The organism is Roseivivax isoporae LMG 25204 (genome assembly GCF_000521865.1).
Lineage (GTDB): Bacteria > Pseudomonadota > Alphaproteobacteria > Rhodobacterales > Rhodobacteraceae > Roseivivax > Roseivivax isoporae.
The window spans coordinates 17895-34127 of sequence record NZ_JAME01000033.1 but is presented as its reverse complement, the minus strand read 5'-3'; the positions used below and the strand labels follow the sequence as shown (position 1 = coordinate 34127).

The 16233-nt window shown below is 70.4% G+C and carries 17 protein-coding genes; 13 read left to right on the top strand and 4 right to left on the bottom strand.

Features of this window, described 5'->3' with window-relative positions:
- Positions 1-186 precede the first annotated feature (186 nt).
- Entirely contained in the window at positions 187-1143 is a 957-nt protein-coding gene (locus tag RISW2_RS18050) for an L-malyl-CoA/beta-methylmalyl-CoA lyase (RefSeq protein ID WP_043773740.1), read from the top strand.
- 18 nt (positions 1144-1161) lie between these two features.
- Here RISW2_RS18050 and RISW2_RS18045 read toward each other — a convergent pair whose 3' ends face one another.
- Both RISW2_RS18045 and RISW2_RS18040 read right to left on the bottom strand, forming a co-directional pair.
- Entirely contained in the window at positions 1162-1785 is a 624-nt protein-coding gene (locus RISW2_RS18045; RefSeq protein ID WP_043773739.1) for a DUF5671 domain-containing protein, read from the bottom strand.
- A 2-nt stretch (positions 1786-1787) separates the two neighbouring features.
- Positions 1788-2102, bottom strand: coding sequence for a DUF1244 domain-containing protein (locus RISW2_RS18040; protein WP_043773738.1), 315 nt, complete (start codon positions 2100-2102; stop codon positions 1788-1790).
- Positions 2103-2411: 309 nt separating this feature from the next.
- Here RISW2_RS18040 and pyk point away from each other — a divergent pair, with 309 nt between their 5' ends.
- The 7 genes from pyk (at position 2412) to RISW2_RS18005 (ending at position 9173) form a co-directional block, all read left to right on the top strand.
- Complete coding sequence (pyk, locus tag RISW2_RS18035) at positions 2412-3857, top strand: pyruvate kinase (protein ID WP_043773737.1); 1446 nt, start codon at positions 2412-2414, stop codon at positions 3855-3857.
- 73 nt (positions 3858-3930) lie between these two features.
- Positions 3931-4155, top strand: a complete 225-nt coding sequence (locus RISW2_RS18030) for a hypothetical protein (RefSeq protein WP_043773736.1) — start codon at positions 3931-3933, stop codon at positions 4153-4155.
- A gap of 130 nt (positions 4156-4285) precedes the next feature.
- Positions 4286-4486: a 50S ribosomal protein L35 gene (gene rpmI, locus RISW2_RS18025; protein WP_043773735.1), complete on the top strand. Its 201-nt coding sequence runs from the start codon at positions 4286-4288 to the stop codon at positions 4484-4486.
- Between the two features lie 25 nt (positions 4487-4511).
- The gene (gene rplT / locus RISW2_RS18020; protein WP_043773734.1) at positions 4512-4877 is read left to right on the top strand and encodes a 50S ribosomal protein L20; all 366 of its coding nucleotides are present in this window, start codon (positions 4512-4514) and stop codon (positions 4875-4877) included.
- Positions 4878-5024: 147 nt separating this feature from the next.
- The gene (gene pheS, locus RISW2_RS18015; RefSeq protein ID WP_043773733.1) at positions 5025-6098 is read left to right on the top strand and encodes a phenylalanine--tRNA ligase subunit alpha; all 1074 of its coding nucleotides are present in this window, start codon (positions 5025-5027) and stop codon (positions 6096-6098) included.
- A 159-nt stretch (positions 6099-6257) separates the two neighbouring features.
- Positions 6258-8654 carry a phenylalanine--tRNA ligase subunit beta gene (pheT, locus tag RISW2_RS18010; protein ID WP_043773732.1) on the top strand — a complete coding sequence of 799 codons (2397 nt, stop codon included), beginning with the start codon at positions 6258-6260 and terminating at the stop codon, positions 8652-8654.
- A 69-nt stretch (positions 8655-8723) separates the two neighbouring features.
- Positions 8724-9173: a YtoQ family protein gene (locus tag RISW2_RS18005; protein WP_043773731.1), complete on the top strand. Its 450-nt coding sequence runs from the start codon at positions 8724-8726 to the stop codon at positions 9171-9173.
- A gap of 3 nt (positions 9174-9176) precedes the next feature.
- On the opposite strand, the gene RISW2_RS18000 is transcribed toward RISW2_RS18005, so the two are convergent.
- Positions 9177-9881: a glutathione S-transferase family protein gene (locus RISW2_RS18000; protein WP_043773729.1), complete on the bottom strand. Its 705-nt coding sequence runs from the start codon at positions 9879-9881 to the stop codon at positions 9177-9179.
- A gap of 180 nt (positions 9882-10061) precedes the next feature.
- On the opposite strand from RISW2_RS18000, the gene mscL reads away from it, so the two are divergent.
- Together mscL and RISW2_RS17990 are read left to right on the top strand one after the other, a co-directional pair.
- Positions 10062-10496 carry a large conductance mechanosensitive channel protein MscL gene (gene mscL / locus RISW2_RS17995; RefSeq protein ID WP_043773727.1) on the top strand — a complete coding sequence of 145 codons (435 nt, stop codon included), beginning with the start codon at positions 10062-10064 and terminating at the stop codon, positions 10494-10496.
- A 93-nt stretch (positions 10497-10589) separates the two neighbouring features.
- Entirely contained in the window at positions 10590-11477 is an 888-nt protein-coding gene (locus RISW2_RS17990; protein ID WP_043773725.1) for a cation diffusion facilitator family transporter, read from the top strand.
- 13 nt (positions 11478-11490) lie between these two features.
- Here RISW2_RS17990 and RISW2_RS17985 read toward each other — a convergent pair whose 3' ends face one another.
- Positions 11491-11922, bottom strand: coding sequence for an Lrp/AsnC family transcriptional regulator (locus RISW2_RS17985; RefSeq protein WP_043773815.1), 432 nt, complete (start codon positions 11920-11922; stop codon positions 11491-11493).
- Between the two features lie 114 nt (positions 11923-12036).
- Between RISW2_RS17985 and RISW2_RS17980 the strand changes: the two genes are divergently transcribed.
- The 3 genes from RISW2_RS17980 (at position 12037) to RISW2_RS17970 (ending at position 16233) form a co-directional block, all read left to right on the top strand.
- Positions 12037-13170 (top strand): type III PLP-dependent enzyme domain-containing protein, encoded by a 1134-nt coding sequence (locus tag RISW2_RS17980; RefSeq protein ID WP_043773723.1) that lies wholly within the window; start codon positions 12037-12039, stop codon positions 13168-13170.
- An 82-nt stretch (positions 13171-13252) separates the two neighbouring features.
- The gene (locus tag RISW2_RS17975) at positions 13253-15547 is read left to right on the top strand and encodes a xanthine dehydrogenase family protein molybdopterin-binding subunit (RefSeq protein WP_043773721.1); all 2295 of its coding nucleotides are present in this window, start codon (positions 13253-13255) and stop codon (positions 15545-15547) included.
- Between the two features lie 209 nt (positions 15548-15756).
- Complete coding sequence (locus RISW2_RS17970; RefSeq protein ID WP_043773719.1) at positions 15757-16233, top strand: CoA-binding protein; 477 nt, start codon at positions 15757-15759, stop codon at positions 16231-16233.

The window sequence follows — 16233 nt, the reverse complement described above, 5'->3', positions numbered from 1 at the left end:
GAAAAACCTCCCGGTCCGGGGCGTCCGGGCGCAAGATTTGTGCGCCGCGGCCCCGTGCGGCCCGGCGGGCCTGCCGTGCCGGGCCCGTGCCATGATGCAGGTGCAGAAACCCGCTTGAACCCGCCCGGGCAAGCTTCTATCCCTCGGGCAGGACGCTTTGAAACTATCTTGCGCGAGGGGTTTCCCATGTCATTCCGCATCCAGCCGGCGCCGGTCGCGCGCCTGAACCGCTGCCAGCTCTTCGGCCCGGGGTCGCGGCCCGCGATCTTCGAGAAGATGGCGGCCTCGGCGGCGGACGTCATCAACCTCGACCTCGAGGATTCGGTCGCGCCCAGCGACAAGGACACCGCGCGCGCCAACGTGATCGCCGCCATCGGCGACATCGACTGGGGGCAGAAGACGCTGTCGGTGCGCATCAACGGGCTCGACACGCCCTACTGGTACCGCGACGTGGTGGAGCTGCTCGAACTGGCCTCCGAGCGGCTCGACCTCATCATGATCCCGAAGGTCGGCAACGCCGCCGACCTCTACGCGGTCGACGCGCTGGTGACCGCGGTCGAGCGCGCCAAGGGCCGGGACAAGCGCGTGGGCTTCGAGGTCATCATCGAATCGGCCGCAGGCATCGCGCATGTGGAGGAGATCGCCGCCGCCACGCCGCGGCTGCAGGCCATGAGCCTCGGCGCCGCGGACTTCGCCGCTTCCATGGGCATGGCCACGACCGGCATCGGCGGCACGCAGGAACAGTACTACATGCACCGCGAGGGCCAGCGCTACTGGGCCGATCCCTGGCACTGGGCGACCGCCGCCATCGTCGCCGCCTGCCGCACCCACGGCGTCCTGCCGGTCGACGGGCCCTTCGGCGACTTCTCCGACGCCGAGGGCTTCCGCGCGCAGGCGCTGCGTGTGGCCACCCTCGGCATGGTCGGGAAATGGGCCATCCATCCGAGCCAGGTCGCGCTCGCCAACGAGGTCTTCACGCCCACCGAGGCCGCCGTCGCCGAGGCGCGCGAGATCCTCGCCGCCATGGACGCGGCCAAGGCGCGCGGCGAGGGCGCGACCGTCTACAAGGGGCGCCTCGTCGACATCGCCTCGATCAAGCAGGCCGAGGTGATCGTGCGCCAGGCCGAGATGATCGGCCTCTGAACCGCGCGCTCCGGCGCTTCACCCCTGCCGCGTGAAGCGCCGGAAATAGACAAAGACCAGCGCCGCGGCGGCCGCCACCAGCGCCGACTTCACCAGGAAGACCAGCGTCAGTCCGCCCCCGAGCACGGCCGTCAGCACCGAGATGAGGTCGGCCAGGAGCGTGATCGCCGCGGCATAGAGCGCCACGTGGCTCAGCCAGTCGCGCACCGCCGAGCGGCCGATGCTGCGGTCGGCCCGCGCCGCCCGCGCCACCCGGCGGTCGAGCAGCACGAAGAGCGGCGCGAACACGACGAGGCTCGCCACCGCGCCGCGGACCCGCCAGGATCCGAACCCGAAGGGATCGGACTCCTCGGGCCCGAGCCAGAGATCGGTCAGAGCGAAGCCGAGCGACAGCGCCTGGATCACCAGCACTGCGAGCGCGGTGAACATCAGCCCGTAAACGAACGCCTCGCGCGCCGAGACCGAAGGCCTCGGCCGCGGGACCGGCATCGGGAACGGCCCGTCCGCCCAGTCCTCGAGCGCCTTGTCGGCCTCGTCCGCGCTCCAGCCCGCGGCGACGAGCGCCCCCGCCACCTCGGCGCGCGAATGTCCCGCCCGCAGCGCCTCGGCGACGAAGCCGGCCAGCCGGTCCTGCGCGCGCACGGTCAGTCCCGCGGGCCCACGTTCTCGCGGAAGCTCTTGTCGAAGGCCGCCTTCTGGTCGTCTGTCGCCTCGGTCTGGTGGCGCGCCTTCCACTCGTCCATGGGCATGCCGTAGAAGATCTCGCGCGCCTCGTCCTTGCCCATCTCGATGCCGCGTGCGTTCGCGGCCTCCTGGTACCAGCGCGACAGGCAGTTCCGGCAGAACCCGGCGAGGTTCATCATGTCGATGTTCTGGACGTCGGGCCGGTCCTCAATCAGGTGCTGGCGCAGCCGGCGGAACGCCGCGGCCTCGAGCTCGATGCGGGTCTGGTCGTCCATGTCTGGGCTCCTTCGCTGTTCCCCTGTCATGTCGGTCATCCCGCCCGCCGCTTCAAGCCGCTCGGCCTGCGCGCCCGCCGCCGCTGCCGCGCACGCGGGCAGGGCGGACGCCTCGCCCGGACGGGGACGGATTCCTGCCCGATCGGGGCTTGCACGCCCGCCGCGTTCCGCGCACCCATAGGAGCGGCCGGCAGGCCGTTGCGGGTGGGCGCGGAATCGGTGATAAGGCCCGTGAATGCCGTTAGCGGTAACGCCGCCGCTGCACGACCACGGCGCGACCACGACAGATCGATCGAACGAGGGACACCCATGAGACGGAACCGCAACGTCAAGATCGTGGCCACGATGGGCCCCGCGTCGTCGACCTACGAGATCATCCGCGCGCTGCACGAGGCCGGCGCGGACGTCTTCCGCCTTAACATGAGCCACGGCACCCACGAGGAGATCGCGGAGCGTCACCGCATCATCCGGCAGGTGGAACGCGACCTCGATTCCACGATCGCCATCCTCGCCGACCTGCAGGGCCCGAAGCTGCGCGTCGGCGCCTTCGCCAACGGGTCCGAGGACCTCGTCGAGGGCGCGTCCTTCCGCATGGACCTCGACCCGGCCGAGGGTGACGCCAACCGCGTGAACCTGCCGCATCCCGAGATCTTCGCGGTGCTCGAACCGGGCGCCTCGCTGCTCGTGAACGACGGCAAGATCCGTCTGCGCGTCGACGAGTGCGGCGAGGACTTCGCCAACTGCACCGTGACGGTGGGCGGCACCATCTCGAACCGCAAGGGCGTGAACGTTCCGGATGTCGTGCTGCCGGTGGCCGCGTTGTCGGACAAGGACCGCACCGACCTCGACTTCGTCTGCGATCTCGGCATCGACTGGCTGGCGCTGTCCTTCGTGCAGCGCCCCGAGGACGTGGAGGAGGCGCGCACGCTCGCCGGGAACCGCGCCGCGATCCTGTCGAAGATCGAGAAGCCCGCCGCGGTCAAGGCCTTCGACGCCATCCTCGCGGTGTCGGACGGCATCATGGTGGCGCGCGGCGACCTCGGCGTCGAGCTGCCGGTGCAGAACGTGCCGCCGATCCAGAAACGGCTGACGCGCAAGTGCCGGTCCGCCGCGAAGCCGGTGATCGTCGCCACCCAGATGCTCGAATCGATGATCGAGAGCCCGATGCCCACCCGCGCCGAAGTCTCGGACGTGGCGACCGCCATCTACGAGGGCGCGGACGCGATCATGCTCTCGGCCGAAAGCGCCGCGGGCAGCTTCCCGATCGAGGCGGTCACCACCATGAACAACGTGGCGATCGAGGTCGAAAGCGACCCGCTCTACCGCCAGATCATCGACGCGCAGCGCGCGGCCAAGCGCGAATCGGTCGCCGACGCCATCGTCGCCGCCGCCCGCGAGATCACCGAGACCACCGACATCAAGGCGATCTGCTGCTACACCCAGACCGGCACGACCGCGCTCCTCGTGGCGCGCGAACGCCCGCCGGTGCCGATCCTCGCGCTCTCCTCGCAGCAGGGCACGGCACGCCGTCTCGCCCTGTCCTGGGGCACCAAGTGCGTGCAGACCGCCGAACTCGACCGGTTCAAGAGCGCGGTGGTCAACGCCGCCCGGGCGGCGCGGGCGCTGGGCTATGCGGGTCCCGAGGACCAGATCGTCGTCACCGCGGGCGTGCCGTTCAACACGACGGGCACCACCAACATCCTGCGCGTGGCACCCTGCGACGAACGTTTGATCTACAACACCGACCCGGAGTAGATTGACCCTGCGGAAGCCCGGCGTGCACGCGTCCCCCGGGGGCCGCGTGTGCTTGTGTGGAGCCCGGTTTCCGATGAACCCCGATCTCAGCCTGACCCTCGGCCTCGTTCTCGCGGCCGTCGCCATCCCGTCCTCGGTGTCCGCCTTCTCGGACGGACGCACGCCGCGCATCCCGGCGCTGGCGATCGTGGCCGCGGGCCTTCTCGTCCTCTATGCGGTGCGGACCCGGCCCGGGGGCTACGCGCTGCACGACGTGCCCCGCGCGATCTACCGCACCATCGCGCTTCTGACTGGCTGAACCGCTCCGCCCGACCCCTTGCAAAGTCCCAGCAACGTCGCTATGCGGCAACTTCGCAATGCTGCGCGGCCGGCCCGAAGGCATGCCGAGTCGCGCAGGACCAACCGACCCCAGAAGTCAGGAGACGGAAATGCCGAAGATGAAGACGAAGTCGAGCGCCAAGAAGCGCTTCAAGATGTCTGCCACGGGCAAGGTGATCACCGCCCAGGCGGGCAAGCGCCACGGCATGATCAAGCGCCACAAGAAGTTCATTCGCGACGCGCGCGGCACGACCACGCTCAGCGCCCCCGACGCGAAGATCGTCAAGGGCTACATGCCCTACGACCGCTGAACTCTTACGAATAAGGAGCTGATCCATGTCCCGAGTCAAAGGCGGCACCGTCACCCACGCCCGTCACAAGAAGATCACCAAGGCCGCGAAGGGCTATTACGGCCGGCGCAAGAACACCTTCAAGGTGGCGGCGCAGGCGGTCGACAAGGCCAACCAGTACGCGACCCGCGACCGCAAGAACCGCAAGCGCAACTTCCGCGCGCTGTGGATCCAGCGGATCAACGCCGCGGTCCGCGCGCACGATGAATCGCTGACCTATTCGCGCTTCGTGAACGGCCTGTCGCTGGCCGGCATCGAGGTCGACCGCAAGGTCCTCGCCGATCTCGCGGTGCACGAGCCCGAGGCGTTCGGCGCCATCGTCGAGAAGGCGAAGGGCGCGCTCGCGGCCTGATCGCCCGGCACGACCAGACGACGTTCAGGGGCCGTCCCGCCGGGGCGGCCCCTTGTCGTTCCACGGGGGCAGGGCGCGGCGCGCTGCCGCTTGCAGCCCGTGCCGCGCGGGGCTAGACGGGCGCGACGGTTTCCCGGAGGCAACTTCATGGACGATCTTCGCGACAAGTATCTCGCCCGCATCGCCGGGGCCGGCGACGAGGCCGCGCTCGAGGCCCTGCGCGTCGAGGCGGTCGGCAAGAAGGGCGAGATCAGCCTCAAGATGCGCGAACTCGGCCGGATGACGCCCGAGGAGCGCCAGGTCGAGGGGCCGCGGCTCAACGCGCTCAAGGACGAGATCAACTCCGCCCTCGCCGCCAAGAAGGAGGCGCTGGCCGATGCCGCGCTCGACGAACGGCTGCGCGCGGAATGGCTGGACGTCACGCTGCCCGCCCGCACGCGCCGGCAGGGCAGCATCCACCCGATCAGCCAGGTGACCGAGGAGGTCACCGCGATTTTCGCCGACATGGGTTTCGCGGTGGCCGAGGGGCCGCAGATCGACACCGACTGGTACAATTTCGACGCGCTGAACATCCCCTCGCACCATCCCGCGCGCGCCGAGATGGACACCTTCTACATGCACCGTGCCGAGGGCGACAACCGCGCCCCGCACGTCCTGCGCACGCACACCTCGCCCGTGCAGATCCGGCACATGGAAAAGCACGGCGCGCCCTGCCGCATCATCGCGCCGGGCCGGGTCTACCGCGCCGACTACGACCAGACGCATACGCCGATGTTCCACCAGGTCGAGGGCCTCGCCATCGACCGCGACATCTCGATGGCGCACCTCAAATGGGTGCTCGAGGCGTTCTTCTCGGCCTTCTTCGAGGTGGACGGGCTCAAGATCCGGTTCCGCGCCTCGCACTTCCCCTTCACCGAGCCCTCCGCCGAGGTCGACATCCAGTGCTCGTGGGAAGGCGGCCAGCTCAGGATCGGCGAGGGCGACGGCTGGCTCGAGGTCCTGGGCTCGGGCATGGTGCACCCCAAGGTGCTGCAGGCCGGCGGCGTCGATCCGTCCGAATGGCAGGGCTTCGCCTTCGGCATGGGGATCGACCGCATCGCGATGCTGAAATACGGCATCCCCGACCTGCGCGCCTTCTTCGACAGCGACCTGCGCTGGCTGCGGCATTACGGCTTTGCCGCGCTCGACGTGCCGACCCTGCACGGCGGGCTCTCGCGCTGAGGCGCCGCGCGGCGGGGGGCTGCCCCGCCGCCCCGGGCTGCCATGCCCGGACCATACGCAAGCCATATGCCTGCCAGCGCGCCTCTTCCCCCTCCCGCCCCGATCCGCTAGGACGTCCGCGACCCGACGACGACCCCACGGATCCGGAGGCGTGCCGCGATGAAATTCACCCTGTCCTGGCTCAAGGAACATCTCGACACGCAGGCCGGCGTGGACGAGATCGCAGAGACGCTCACCGATCTCGGGCTCGAGGTCGAGGGGATCGAGAATCCGGCGAGCCGCCTGTCGTCCTTCACGCTGGGCAAGGTGATCGCCGCCGAACAGCATCCCGACGCCGACAAGCTGCGCGTCTGCCGCGTGGCCACCGCCGAGGGCGAGGCGCAGATCGTCTGCGGGGCGCCCAACGCGCGCGCGGGCATCACCGTCGTGGTGGCGAAACCCGGCACCTATGTGCCCGGAATCGATACGACAATCCAGGTCGGCACCATCCGCGGCGTCGAAAGCCACGGCATGATGTGTTCCGAGCGCGAGATGGAGCTGTCGGAAGAGCACGACGGCATCATCGAGCTTCCCTCGGGCGAGGTGGGCCAGAGCTTCACCGACTGGCTCGCGGCCAACGACCCGGCCAAGGTCGACCCGGTCATCCAGATCGCGATCACGCCGAACCGTCCCGATGCGCTCGGCGTCCGCGGAATCGCCCGCGACCTCGCCGCCCGCGGCCTCGGCACGCTCAAGCCAGAGACCGTCGAAGCCGTGCCCGGCACCTTCGACAGCCCGCTGAGCGTCACCATCGACGACGACGCCCGCGCGGCCTGCCCGGTCTTCTACGGCCGCCTCATCCGCGGCGTGAAGAACGGCCCGTCTCCCAGGTGGTTGCAGGATCGTCTTCGCGCGATCGGGCTGCGGCCGATCTCGTTCCTCGTGGACGTCACGAACTTCTTCACCTTCGATCGCAACCGCCCGCTGCATGTCTTTGACGCGGACAAGGTTTCCGGCAACCTGCGGGTGCATCTGGCGCAGGGCGGGGAGGTCCTGGAGGCGCTCGACGAGCGCACCTATACCTGCGCGCCGGGCATGGTGCTGATCTCCGACGCAAACGGTCCCGAAAGCCTCGGCGGCATCATGGGCGGCGAGGAAACCGGCGTCACCGACGAGACCGTCAACGTCTTCGTCGAGGCCGCGTTCTTCGACCCGATCCGCACCGCCGAGACCGGTCGCGCGCTCAAGATCAACTCCGACGCGCGCTACCGCTTCGAGCGCGGGATCGACCCGGCCTGGACGCCGCTCGGGATCGAGGCGGCCACGCGCATGATCCTCGACATCGCCGGCGGTACGCCGAGCCACGTCATCGTGGCGGGCGAGGTTCCGGACCACGCGCGCGCCTACCGGCTCGACACCGACCGCTGCGCGCGCCTCGTGGGCATGGACATCCCGGCAGAGACGCAGCGCAACACGCTCGAATCCCTGGGCTTCGTGATGGACGGCGACATGGCGCAGGTGCCGTCGTGGCGACCCGACGTCCAGGGCGAGGCCGATCTCGTCGAGGAGGTCGCGCGCATCGCCTCGCTGACGAAGCTTGCCGGGAAACCCCTGCCGCGCATCCAGACGGGGGTGCCGAAACCCGTCCTGTCGCCCCTCCAGCGGCGCGAACAGGCGGCGCGGCGCACGACCGCGTCCCTCGGCTACAACGAGTGCGTGACATACAGCTTCATCGACCGGGCCGCGGCGGCGCTCTTTGGCGGCGGCGACGACGCGACGATGCTCGCGAACCCGATCTCGACCGAGATGAGCCACATGCGCCCCTCGCTCCTGCCGGGCCTGCTGCAGGCAGCCGCCCGCAACCACGCGCGCGGCATGTCGGACCTCGCGCTCTTCGAGCTGGGCTATGTCTTCGACGGCGGCGAACCCGGCGAGCAGCGGCTCGAGCTCTGCGGCCTGCTGGTGGGCCGGACCGGCCCGAAGGACGTGCATGGTGCCGCGCGGCCCGTGGGCGTCTTCGATGCCAAGGCCGATGCCGAGGCCGCGCTCGTCGCCATGGGCGCGCCCCAGCGCAGCCAGATACGCCGCGACGGGCCCGCCTGGTGGCATCCCGGGCGGCACGGCGTCGTGTGCCTCGGGCCCAAGAACGTGCTCGGCATCTTCGGCGAACTGCACCCCAAGGTCCTGCGCGCGCTCGACGTGAAGGGACCGGCGGTCGCGTTCACCCTCTGGCCCGCCGCCTTGCCGCTGCCCAAGACGGCCAAGGCGTCGCGCCCCGCACTCGTCCTGAACGACCTCCAGCCCGTGGAGCGCGACTTCGCCTTCGTGGTCGACGCGGAGGTGGCGGCGCTCGACCTCGTGAACGCCGCCGCGGGCGCCGACAAGGCGCTCATCGACGAGGTGCGCGTCTTCGACGAGTTCTCGGGCGGCAGCCTCGGCGAGGGCCGCAAGTCGCTGGCGATCACCGTCCGCCTGCAGCCGCAGGGCGCGACGCTGACCGAGAAGGACATCGAGGCGGTCGCAGCGCGCATCGTCGAGAAGGTCGCGAAGGCCACGGGCGGCACGCTCCGCGGCTGAGGGCGGTTGTTCCCGTGCCCGGCCGCCATAGGTTGGGCAGGGATCACATCAGCGAAAGGAACCGGCGCAATGGGCCTGAACGTCTATCTCTCGGGCGAGATCCACACCGACTGGCGCGACCGGATCATCGACGGGGCGCAGGGGCTCGACGTGACCTTCTCGGGCCCGGTGACGGACCATGCCGCCTCGGACGATTGCGGCGTCACCATCCTCGGGGGCGAACAGTCCAAGTACTGGCACGACCACAAGGGCGCGATGCTGAACGCGATCCGCACCCGCAAGGGCATCGGCGATGCCGACGTCGTGGTCGTGCGCTTCGGTGACAAGTACAAGCAGTGGAACGCCGCCTTCGACGCGGGCCTCGCAACGGGCCTCGGCAAGTCGCTGGTGGTGCTCCAGCCCGAGGAACACGACCACGCGCTCAAGGAGGTCGACGCCGCGGCGCTCGCCGTCGCGCGGACGCCCGAACAGGTCGTGGACATCCTGCGCTACGTGCTGACGGGAACGCTGCCGGGTTGAGCGTCAGCCCTCGCGCGCGGGCACCTCGAGGCCGGTCCTGACCGCCGGCCGCTCGAGAAAGCGGTCGAGGTAGCCCGGCACGTTCTTGAGCTCGGTCCACTGCACGAGGTCCTTCGCCCCGTAGAAGTCGAGCGCGCGCAGCCATGGGCAGATGGCGATGTCCGCGATGGAATAGGCGCCCGCGATCCACTGGCGCCCGTCGTCGAGCTCGCAGTCGAGCACCTTCAGCAGCCGCTGCGCCTCGCCAACATAGCGCTCGCGGGGGCGCGGATCCTCGACCTCGCTGCCCGCGAACTTCACGAAGAACCCCATCTGCCCGAACATCGGGCCGACGCCACCCATCTGCCACATGAGCCATTGCAGCACGTGCGCACGGTTGACCGCGTCGCTGCCGAGAAGGCGGCCCGCCTTCTCGGCGAGGTAGATCAGGATCGCGCCCGATTCGAAGAGACCCAGGGGCTGTCCGCCGGGTCCGTCGGGGTCGAGGATCGCGGGGATCTTGTTGTTGGGCGAGAGCGACAGGAACTCGGGGCTGCGCACGTCCGTGTCCGACAGCGACACGACGTGCGGCTCGTAGGGCAGGCCGAGCTCCTCGAGCGCGATCGACGCCTTCACGCCGTTGGGCGTGGGAAAGGCATAGAGCTGGATCCGGTCGGGATGCGCGGCGGGCCAGCGGCGGGTGATGGGGTACTGCGAAAGGTCGGTCATCGTCTGGAGCCTCGTTCCGACGCCGCGCGGCGCGGCGCTTCCGCCTCCCCACCTATGCCGCGGCCGGCGAAAGGACAGCCGCACCTTGCCGGTCCGGGCCGATCCGGTGTTTCATCGCCCGCGCGGCGGCGGGCCGCGGGCGCCCGGAAAGGGCGCTGCCAACATGGGTGGAACGGCGACATGATTCAGGAATTCAGGGACTTCATCGCCAAGGGCAATGTCATGGACATGGCCGTCGGCATCATCGTGGGCGCGGCCTTCACCGCGATCGTCACGTCGCTCGTGGGCGACATCATCAACCCCGTCATCGGCATCTTCACGGGCGGCATCGACTTCTCGGGGTGGTTCTACGTTCTGGGCGCGCAGCCCGAGGCGGGCTATGCGAGCGTCGCGGCCGCGCAGGAAGCCGGCGCCGCGGTCTTTGCGGTCGGCAACTTCCTGATGGCGGTCATCAACTTCTTCATCGTGGCCTTCGTAGTGTTCATGCTGGTCAAGATGGTGAACCGGATCCGCTCGGCGGCGGAAAAGCCCGACGACGTGGCGCCCGAGGTCAAGACCGGCCCGTCCGAGCTCGACATCCTGATCGAGATCCGCGACGCGCTCAGATCCCGCTGACCGGAGGGACCCGCGGGTCACGGCAGCGGTTGCCGGTCCCGCGGGCCTGATCTATCCGGGCCCCCGGAGCGACACGGACGGCCGGAGAGGCGGATGAGTGAGACTGGCAGGATCGCGGCATGGTCGCTCGTGGTGGGCGTCGCCGTTCTCGGGATCAAGACCTTCGCCTGGTGGCTGACGGGCTCCGTCGCGCTCCTGTCGGACGCGCTCGAGAGCGTGGTGAACATCGCGACTGCCTTCGCCGCGCTCATGGCCGTGCGCATCGCCGCGCGGCCGCCCGACGCCACGCATCCCTACGGCCACCACAAGGCCGAGTTCTTCTCGGCGGTGCTCGAGGGCGTGCTGATCGTGGTCGCCGCGCTCTTCATCCTCGAGGAGGCGTGGCAGGGCTTCCGCACGCCGCCCGAGATCAACGCCCCGTGGACCGGCATCGCGGTCAACCTCGTCGCGGCGGGCCTCAACGCGGCCTGGGCGGCGGTGCTCATCCGGCAGGGGCGGCGGCTGCGGTCGCCGGCGCTCAGGGCGGACGGCGCGCACCTGCGGGCCGACGTCGTCACCTCGGCCGGCGTGGCGATCGGGGTCGCAGCGGCGGTGCTGACCGGCTGGACCTGGCTCGACCCGGCGCTCGCCGCGCTCGTGGCCGTCCACGTCCTGTGGTCGGGATGGAAGGTCCTGTCGGCCTCGGTATCGGGCCTGATGGACGAATCGATCCCCGAACCCGATCTCGCCAGCCTGCGCGAGATCATCTCGGAGAGCGCCGAGGGCGCGGTCGAGGCGCATGACCTGCGCACGCGCCATGCGGGCAGCGCCACCTTCGTCGAGTTCCACCTCGTCGTGCCGGGGGACATGACCGTCGAGACCGCGCACCGCATCTGCGACCGGGTCGAGGCGAGCCTCAAGTCCGCGGTGCCGGAATGCACCGTCACCATCCATGTCGAGCCCGAGCACAAGGCCAAGCATACCGGAATCGTCGTGCTCTGACGGCGGGCGCGCGCTAGCGCCGGTCGATCTTGGTCGTCAGGTGGATCAGGCTCTCCGAGCCGCGGACCCCCTGCGCGTCGCCGATCTCGTCGAGCGTGCGGTCGAGTTCCGCGGTGCTGTCCGCCGCCACCTCCAGGATCATGTCGAATCGCCCGCTGGTCGTGTGGCACGCCTCGACGCCGCGGAGCGCGCGCAGGCGGGTCAGCACGCCCGCCGCCGCGCGCGGCTCGATGGACACGAGCACCGTGGCGCGGATCGCGGCGCGCGCCGCGGCGCCCCGGCGCAGCGTGTAGCCCGCGATCGCGCCGTCGCGCTCCAGCCGCTCGATCCGGGCCTGGACCGTCGTCCGCGCGAGCCCGAGCCTGCGGGCGAGCGTCGCCACCGGCAGACGCGCGTTCCCGGCCAGGAGCCGCATCAGTTCCGCATCGGTCTCGTCGATCTGCACGTCTGCCTCGGCGTTCTGCCCATAACGGGGGTCAGAATGGCAGATGTGCCGCGTGAAATCGACAGCTTTGCCGCGCATCCTGAGCGTGAGGTACAGGAGCAGAGGAGGCCGAACATGGTCCGTCAGACGAGGTTGCCCGCAGATCCCGAAAGCTGGCTCGTGCGCGAGGCGCCGGATGCGCCTGTGCTGTTCTTCCGGCCGGACGTCCTCCAGGCGACGGCGCGGCGGTTCCTCGCGGGCTTCCCCGGCCTCGTGACCTACGCGGTCAAGGCGAACCCGGACCCCGCCGTGCTCGCGAACCTCGCGGCGGCGGGGATCGGCGCCTTCGACGTGGCGTCGCCCGAGGAGATGGCGCTTGCCCGCGCCGCGGCCCCGGACGCGGTCCTGCACTACCACAACCCCGTGCGCTCGGCGGCCGAGATCGCGGCGGGCCGCGCGGCGGGCGTGGCTTCGTGGTCGGTCGACCGGCTCTCCGAGCTCGACAAGCTTGCATGCCTCGCGCCACGCACCGAGATCGCGGTGCGGCTGAAGCTGCCGGTCCCGGGCGCCGCCTACGATTTCGGCTCGAAGTTCGGCGCGGCGCCGGAGGAGGCGGCGGCGCTCCTGCGCGCGGTCGTGGCGCGGGGCTTTACCCCGTCCGTGACCTTCCATCCCGGCACGCAGTGCACCGACCCGGCCGCCTGGGCGCGCTACATCGCGGCTTCGGCCGAGGCAGCAACGGCGGCGGGCGTCCGCCTCGCGCGGCTCAATGTCGGCGGCGGGTTTGCCGCGGACCGCTCCGGCGCCGCGCCGGATCTCGAGGCGGTCTTTGCCGTGATCGGGGCCGCGACGCGGGAGGCGTTCGGCGCGAACGCGCCCGCGCTCGTCTGCGAGCCCGGCCGCGCCATGGTGGCCGAGGCGGTGACGCTGGCGCTGCGGGTCAAGGCTTCCGACGACCGCGCGGTCACGCTCAACGACGGCATCTACGGCGCGCTCGCCGAATGGCGCGACATGGGCCCCGGCGGGCGCCTGCGCGTCCTGTCGCCCGCGGGGCACCTGCGGTCCGCCGCCCCGCGGCCGCGCCTCGCGTTCGGGCCGACCTGCGACAGCCTTGACCGTCTGCCGGACCCGATCGACCTGCCCGGCGACATCGCCGAGGGCGACTGGCTGATCTGCCCGGCCATGGGCGCCTATTCGGGCGCGCTCGTGACGCGTTTCAACGGCTACGGCGCCCGCGAGGTGGTCACCCTCGGTCCCGCCGCCGCCTGAGCCATCGCACGGTCTGGACACTCCCGGCGGCACGCCTAAGGTTCGCCCCCGACAGACCAGGTTCGGAAGGGGACGTGCCGCCATGGAGAAGTTCGGGAAAAGCCAGCCGGTCAAGCGGGTCGAGGACGTGCGCTTCCTGACCGGGGCGGGGCGCTACATCGACGACGTGGCGCCTGCGGACGCGCTCTTCGCCTACGTGTTCCGCTCGTCGGTCGCGCACGCGGACATCACGCGGCTCGACGTCTCGGCGGCGCGCGAGGCCGAGGGCGTGCACCTCGTCCTGACGGCCGAGGACTACGCGGCGGCGGGCCTTACGCTGGGCCTGCCCACCGTGATGGTGCCGAACCGCGACGGCAGCAAGACCGAGCCGCCGCGCCGGCCGCTCCTCGCCGAGGGGCGCGTGCGCTTCGTGGGCGAGCCGGTGGCGGTGGTCATCGCCGAGACGCTCCTGCAGGCAAAGGACGCGGCCGAGCTGATCGAGCTCGACCTCGAGGACCGCGCACCGCATCTCGAAACCGCGGCCGGCGGCACACCGATCCACGACTCGCTGCCGGACAACCGCGTCTTCGACTACGGAATGGGCGACGAGGCCGCGACCGAGGCTGCGTTCGCCAGGGCCGCGCACGTGGTGCGGCTGACGGTCGAGGACAACCGCATCATCTCGAACCCGATGGAGCCGCGCGGGGCCTTCGCCGAATGGGACGGCGCGCGGCTGCACGTCGCCTTCAACGGGCAGGGCGTCTGGGGCCTGAAGGCGCTGATGGCCAAGGCCTTCGCGCTCGACGAGGACGCGGTGCGCGTGACCACGCCCGACGTGGGCGGCGGCTTCGGCACCAAGACGATGCCGTATCCCGAATATTTTGCCGTGGCGCATGCCGCGCGCACGCTCGGGCGCCCGGTGCGCTGGATGTCCGAACGCGGCGAGGCGATGCTGTCGGACAATTCCGGCCGCGACCTCGTGTCGGACGCGGAGCTCGCCTTCGACGCCGACCACCGCATCCTCGCCTACCGGGTGCACACGCGGTCGAACCTCGGGGCCTACCTGTCGGGCTTCGCCCCGCTCATGCAGACGCATCTCTTCAGCCGCGTGCTGACCGGCGTCTACGACATCCCCGCCGCGTGGCTCAGGTCCGAAGGCATCCTGACCAACACCACCCAGGTCGACGCCTATCGCGGCGCGGGCCGGCCCGAGGCGAACTACCTGCTCGAGCGGATGATGGACCGCGCGGCGCGCGACCTGGGCACCGACCCGTGGGAGCTGCGGCGGAAGAACTTCATCGCGCCGGCCAAGTTTCCCTACACCACCGTCTCGGGCGAGACCTACGACGTGGGCGAGTTCGCCCGCGTCCTCGGCAGCGCCGCGCGGGAAGCGGACGCGCAGGGCTTCGCCGCCCGCCGCGCCGCGTCGGAGACGGCGGGCCGGCTCCGGGGCCAGGGGCTCTGCTACTACATCGAGGCGATCCTCGGATCGCCCGAGGAGGACGTGAAGGTCGTCTTCGAGGAGGACGGCGCCGCGATCTACGTGGGCACCCAGTCGAACGGGCAGGGGCACGAGACGGTGTTCGCGCAGTTCCTGTCCGACCAGACAGGCATTCCCGCCGACCGCATCCGCGTGGTGCAGGGCGACAGCGACCTCGTCGCCAGGGGCGGCGGCACCGGCGGGTCGCGGTCGGTGACCGTGCAGGCCAACGCGACTCTGGTCGCGGTCGAGCAGATCGTCACCGCGTTCTCGGCCTTCCTTGCCGAACGCATGGGCGTGTCCGAGGGCGACGTGCGCTTCGACGACGAGAGGTTCCGGATCGAGGGGTCGAACGAGACGCCGGGCATGCTGGACGTGGCGCGCATGGCGCGAGAGGCGGGGCGCGAGGATCTCCTGACGCACCAGACCTCGGCCAAGCTGCCGGCGCGGTCCTTCCCGAACGGCGCGCACGTGGCCGAGGTCGAGGTCGATCCCGAGACCGGCCAGGTGACGCTCGACCGCTACACGGTGGTGGACGATTTCGGCAACCTCGTGAACCCGATGCTGGTCGAGGGACAGGTGCACGGCGGTGTCGCGCAGGGCGTCGGGCAGGCGCTGCTCGAACGGGTCGTGTTCGACGAGACCGGCCAACTCTTGACCGCGAGCTTCATGGACTACGCGATGCCGCGCGCCGACAACATGCCGATGGTGTCCTTCTCGACCGAACCGGTGCCGTCGACCGCGAACCAGCTCGGGATGAAGGGCTGCGGCGAGGCCGGCACGGTCGGGGCGCTCGCCGCCGTGGCGAATGCCGTTCAGGACGCGCTCTGGGACCGCGGCGTGCGCCAGGCCGACATGCCGTTCACGCCCGCACGGGTCTGGCAGATGCTGCGCGACCTCCCCGAGGCGGCGGAATGAGCGTCGCCGACCGGAAATCAGCCCGAAGGTCAAGTTTTTTGTTCACGACTTCTTTAGCGGGGTTTAACTTGTGGCTTTTCCGCCCATCTTAACCTCAGGATCGCGGGCTCGGAACCCCCGCGAGACCTTCACTGTCCCTCGTTCCGTAACTAGCGCCCGAGCACATGCTTGGGCGCTTTTTTCTTGAGCGGTCCTTGACAGGAGCACACATGCCCACCGGTCCGTCCGATGCCGACCTCCGCCGCATCCTGACTGCGACGCGGGTGATCGCCGTGGTCGGGGTGTCGCCGAACCCCGTCCGGCCCTCGTACTACGTGGCGCGCTACCTGTCGCTGCGCGGGATCCGGGTGATCCCGGTCAATCCCGGCCATGACGGCGAGACGCTGTTTGGCGAACGCGTCGTGGCGCGGCTGTCGGACATCGACGCTCCGGTCGACATGGTCGACATCTTCCGCAGGTCCGACGCGGTGCCGCCCATCGTCGACGAGGCGCTCGGGGCGTTCCCGGACACGCTGCGCACGATCTGGATGCAGATCGGCGTGATCAACGAGGAGGCCGCCGCCACGGCGCGCGCCGCGGGCGTCGAGGTGGTGCAGGACCGCTGTCCCAAGATCGAGTACCAGCGGCTGTTCGGCGAGTTGCGCAAGGGCGGCTTCGCGACGGGCGTCATCTCGTCGAAGCTCTGA